The sequence below is a fragment of the Aquiflexum sp. genome (assembly GCF_041751335.1).
In the GTDB taxonomy this organism is placed as follows: Bacteria; Bacteroidota; Bacteroidia; order Cytophagales; family Cyclobacteriaceae; genus Aquiflexum.
This window is the reverse complement of sequence record NZ_JBGSXS010000171.1, coordinates 1-4,469: the sequence shown is the minus strand read 5'-3', so window position 1 is coordinate 4,469 and position 4,469 is coordinate 1. Positions and strand designations below refer to the sequence as shown.

5 protein-coding genes are annotated in these 4,469 nt (G+C 41.3%); 1 reads left to right on the top strand and 4 read right to left on the bottom strand.

Going from position 1 to position 4,469, the window contains the following annotated elements:
* From ACEW8U_RS09650 to ACEW8U_RS09635, 4 genes are all read right to left on the bottom strand, one after another.
* Positions 1-1,137, bottom strand: a 1,137-nt coding sequence (locus ACEW8U_RS09650) for a Glu/Leu/Phe/Val dehydrogenase (protein WP_373521832.1), incomplete at its 3' end; no start/stop codon positions are given.
* 72 nt (positions 1,138-1,209) lie between these two features.
* Positions 1,210-2,067, bottom strand: a complete 858-nt coding sequence (locus tag ACEW8U_RS09645) for a phosphatidate cytidylyltransferase (RefSeq protein WP_373521831.1) — start codon at positions 2,065-2,067, stop codon at positions 1,210-1,212.
* Complete coding sequence (locus ACEW8U_RS09640) at positions 2,051-2,257, bottom strand: putative signal transducing protein (protein ID WP_194975688.1); 207 nt, start codon at positions 2,255-2,257, stop codon at positions 2,051-2,053. The genes ACEW8U_RS09645 and ACEW8U_RS09640 overlap by 17 nt, the downstream gene beginning before the upstream one ends.
* On the bottom strand, positions 2,250-3,191 hold the full coding sequence (locus tag ACEW8U_RS09635; protein WP_373521830.1) for a lysostaphin resistance A-like protein: 942 nt from the start codon (positions 3,189-3,191) through the stop codon (positions 2,250-2,252). The genes ACEW8U_RS09640 and ACEW8U_RS09635 overlap by 8 nt, the downstream gene beginning before the upstream one ends.
* Before the next feature lie 37 nt (positions 3,192-3,228).
* On the opposite strand from ACEW8U_RS09635, the gene dusB reads away from it, so the two are divergent.
* A complete protein-coding gene (gene dusB, locus ACEW8U_RS09630) occupies positions 3,229-4,218 on the top strand; it encodes a tRNA dihydrouridine synthase DusB (protein WP_373521829.1) in 990 nt (329 codons plus the stop codon).
* The last annotated feature ends 251 nt before the right edge of the window (positions 4,219-4,469 follow it).

The following is a 4,469-nucleotide window of genomic DNA, read 5'->3' as shown; positions in this document are numbered from 1 at the left end:
TCTGTTGACCCTTTCTGCAGTCCACTTGTAACCGAGTCTATTTTGAACCCATTCGAAATAAGAGACAGTCACACCACCTGCATTCGCCAGGATATCGGGTACAGCCATAATTCTTTTTTCATTGATAATGGCATCTGCTTTAGCAGAAGTAGGACCATTGGCACCTTCCACTATCAATTTGGCTTTGATTTTATCTACATTCTTGATGGTGATCACATCTTCCACAGCTGCAGGCACCAGTACATCTACTTCCAACTCCAACAACTCAGCAGGATCAGTCAATTTTTCCGCTCCTTTAAAGCCCTCCAATGTCCCTTTATTAATGTCCCTATAGGCGATTGCTTCATGTATATTGATGCCATTTTCATTGTGGTATGCACCAGATATATCAGATATAGCTACAATTTTCAAACCTCTTTCCTCCAACAATTGTGCAGCCCAAGATCCTACGTTTCCAAATCCCTGTACGGCACATGTTGCCTGAAAAGGATTGATTTTCAGTTTTTGCATGGCAGCTAGCGCAGTGACCATTACCCCACGTCCTGTTGCTTCTGTTCTACCCAATGAACCGCCCAATACCAATGGTTTTCCGGTTACTACAGCATTTACTGTCATGCCATGTGCTTTGGAGTATTCATCCATCAACCATGCCATTTCCCTAGGTCCAGTTCCCATGTCGGGAGCAGGAATATCTTTGTCAGGTCCAAATACATCAATCATGGCCAATGTATATGCCCTCATCAATCTTTCAATTTCACCGGAAGACATTTCTCTTGGATTACATCTTACACCGCCCTTACCTCCACCATAAGGGATATCCACTACTGCACATTTCCATGTCATCCAAGCAGCCAATGCCCTTACCTCATCAAGATGGACATCAGGAGCAAATCGGATGCCTCCTTTGGCAGGTCCAAGGATATTGGAGTGGATTACCCGGATACCCTCAAACACCTGAATTTTGCCACTGTCCATGGTGATTGGCAATGATACGATAACTTGTTTGGCGGGATTTTTCAGCACATTGTAAACCTCATCTGAGAGGCCTAGTTTTTCTGCTGCAATGTGAAATCTTTCCATCATGGACTCCAAAGGATTTTCTTTGTCCTTGATTGGGGCCGGTTCAATGTAAGCCATATTGGGTTTGTTTAGTTGACTATGAAATTTGGTACAATATTAAGGAGTTTTTATAATAACCAAGGGGTATTTTTAGAAGATTTTCAAAAAGGCAGCTATAAATGGGGCCGATAATAGCAAACCGTCAAAACGGTCCATAAAGCCTCCATGACCCGGAAGTGATTTGCCCGAATCCTTGATCTCTATACTTCTCTTGAAAAGGGACTCAATCAGGTCTCCATAGGTGCCGGCAATGATAATGATTGTGGCCACTCCTAACCATTGCCACTCGGGAATGGAATTGAAGTATTTACCCAGAAAATAGGCAACTAAATAGGCAGAAGCGGCTCCTCCCAAAAAACCTTCCCATGATTTTTTTGGTGAAACCCTTTCAAAAAGCTTTGTTTTACCGAATTTGGTTCCCGCAAAATATGCGCCTGAATCACTCGCCCAAAGTATTAAAAGCGAACCAATGATAATCTCGTAGTGAAAAGATCCGTCGACCGAGAAAGCTGCTACATTTAACAATGAAAACGGAACTGCAACATAGAATATTCCCAAAAAGGTAAATGCAATTCCCGTAAACGGTTTTCTATCTGATTTTCTGTACAGTTTGATGAAAAATATCAGGGAAGCCAAAGGGAAAATCATAAAGTAGTACTTTTCTTCCAATCGTTCCATGCCGATAAAAAAGGAAAGCGCAAATATCGTTACTCCGAGAAAAGTGCCAAAGCTTTTTAATGGCAGCATCCCATCTAAACCCGAAAGTTTATAAAATTCCATTTGAGCAAAACCTAAAATGAGAGCAAAAATGATAAAATACAGCCAAGGACTATAATATGAACCTCCCACAATAACTCCTGCACCTACGAGACCGGTAATAACCCTCTGTCCCAAGTTGCTGTAATTATTAATATTGAAGCGTTCCCTCATCCTAAAAGGAGATCTCATATTTCACGATGTTTAGCGCTTTTAAAAATTCATTTTTTGGTACCATTACTTCATATTGGCCATGAATCTGATAGACGGATTCTTTTTTATTCAAAACCACTGCAGCAATTTCATTTTCTTCCAATACCGATTTCACGATCTCAGCTCTTACAGGAGAACCGTCTGAAAATACTTTTTGCCAATTACTCATGAATAAGAATTTTTTTATTTTTTTCTTTAAAAACTTGCATGCTAATGATCAATAGCACTAATCCTAACAGCGCAAAAGGTAAAGAAACTTGCTCTGACTCTTCAATGTTGAATTCAATTTTTCCTAATTTATTCAAATAAACCAATATTACGGTAAAGGCATTGTTCAGGATATGTGCACTAATGGGATAAAGTAAACTGCCCGAATAATAATAAAGATAGCCGAATATCGCTCCCAGCAACATCCTTGGAAACAAACCATAAAACTGCAAATGTATGGCTGAAAATATAAATGCTGCCAACCAGATTCCCACATGGGCATTTCCGGTGTAATATTGGAGTTTGGGCTGAAGTACCCCTCTGAAAAGAAATTCCTCTCCCAATCCTGCAAGAATACCAATGACCAATAAACCCATCAAAAACTCTGATGTGCTGTCGAAATCAGTCAGGTATTTTGTCATCAGCATCAGCTCGTCTTCTTTTTCCCGCATGGTATTTTCAAGGTCGCTCAAAAAGCCGGGAAACTTGATTCCTGCATTCCATTCAATCAACATGCCATTGAAAAGTATCCCTCCGATCATTACCACAACCATTATTGCAAAGCCTGTGAACTTAAACCGATCTATTTGTTGTTGCCAACCAAGGTCTGCTTTGTCCACCAATTTGGCAATGATCAAGGCTGCAACAAAGAAACCCAAACCGCCACCCAGACCTTGTACAAAAAGAAAAGCCATTCTTCCATCAGGGTTTTCTGATTGGCCGGTTACCAATGCCAACAGTTCATCTAACGGAATGCCAAAAAGAGGATTGATCAGTAAAAGACCAAGGCCTTGTAATAGGAATAGCACGCCAATGGTAATCAAGACCATTACTACAAAAGACAAAAGCCAATTACTTTTGGAAGCAATGGGGGATTGGGTTTTATAAATCTGCATAATTGCGGTAAATTTACACGAAAATTATAATTACAAAGTGGTAAAGATTGGAAACTTGGAATTAGGGGAATTCCCATTGCTATTGGCACCGATGGAAGATGTCAGCGATCCACCGTTCAGGGCAGTCTGCAAAGAAAACGGTGCAGACCTGATGTACACTGAATTTATAAGTTCTGAGGGACTGATCAGAGATGCCGTCAAGAGTGTTCAGAAACTGGATATTTTCGAATATGAAAGACCTATAGGCATTCAGATTTTTGGAAATGAAATAGAGTCCATGAGGGAAGCTGCTAGCATTGTCGAGGAAGCAGGTCCGGATATGCTCGATATAAACTATGGCTGCCCTGTAAACAAAGTCGCCTGTAAAGGTGCGGGTGCAGGGATTTTGTTGGATATTGACAAAATGGTGAGAATGACTGCTGAAATTGTCAAAAGTGTAAATATTCCAGTAACTGTAAAGACAAGATTAGGTTGGTCCCAAGATACTATCAGGATTGTGGAAGTTGCAGAACGATTGCAGGATGTGGGCATTCAGGCCATCAGCATCCATGCCCGTACCCGTCAGCAGATGTATAAGGGTGAAGCAGATTGGTCTTATCTGAATTTGGTGAAAGATAACCCTCGTCTGCATATCCCTGTTTTTGGAAACGGTGACATTGATACCCCTGAAAGAGCAAAGGAATACCGAGAAAAATACAATGTGGATGGGATGATGATTGGAAGGGCTTCCATTGGATATCCGTGGATTTTTAATGAAATCAAACATTATTTTGAAACCGACGAAAACCTTCCCGGTCCCGATCTAGTGGAAAGGATCAGGGTTACCAAAAAGCACCTTGATTTCTCGGTCCAATGGAAAGGGGAGAAGCAGGGGATTTTGGAAATGAGAAGGCACTACACCAACTATTTTAGAGGTATGCCCAATTTCAAACCATTCCGAACACAGATGGTTACTGCTGAAAGTTATATGGAAGTTGCTGCTCTTTTGGAAGAGGTAGGTGAAGTGTATGCGGATTATCAGTTTTGAAGAGAGGCAAGAGGTTAGAGGCGAGAGATTAGAGCCAAGAGCCAAAGCTTGTCCAGAGTCTACCCAAGACTTAAACTCAGGAGCCGTCACCCTGACGTAGAAAGGGTCTCTCGAGGATCAGTAAATGTAAAAATATAAACATAATATAGAACCTCTAGAGATACCTCGTGCCTACCATTGACAGAATTCTGATTTGCCCCTCGGCAAGCTCGGGGAACGGAGAAATTGGTTAATAAAGGTGGGGGTGGGGG

What these genes read in the sequence shown, in the direction of transcription:
- ACEW8U_RS09640 (WP_194975688.1), bottom strand. Translation starts at nt 2,257, where the DNA reads ATGAGTAATTGGCAAAAAGTATTTTCAGACGGTTCTCCTGTAAGAGCT.
- ACEW8U_RS09645 (WP_373521831.1), bottom strand. Translation starts at nt 2,067, where the DNA reads ATGAGATCTCCTTTTAGGATGAGGGAACGCTTCAATATTAATAATTAC.
- ACEW8U_RS09635 (WP_373521830.1), bottom strand. Translation starts at nt 3,191, where the DNA reads ATGCAGATTTATAAAACCCAATCCCCCATTGCTTCCAAAAGTAATTGG.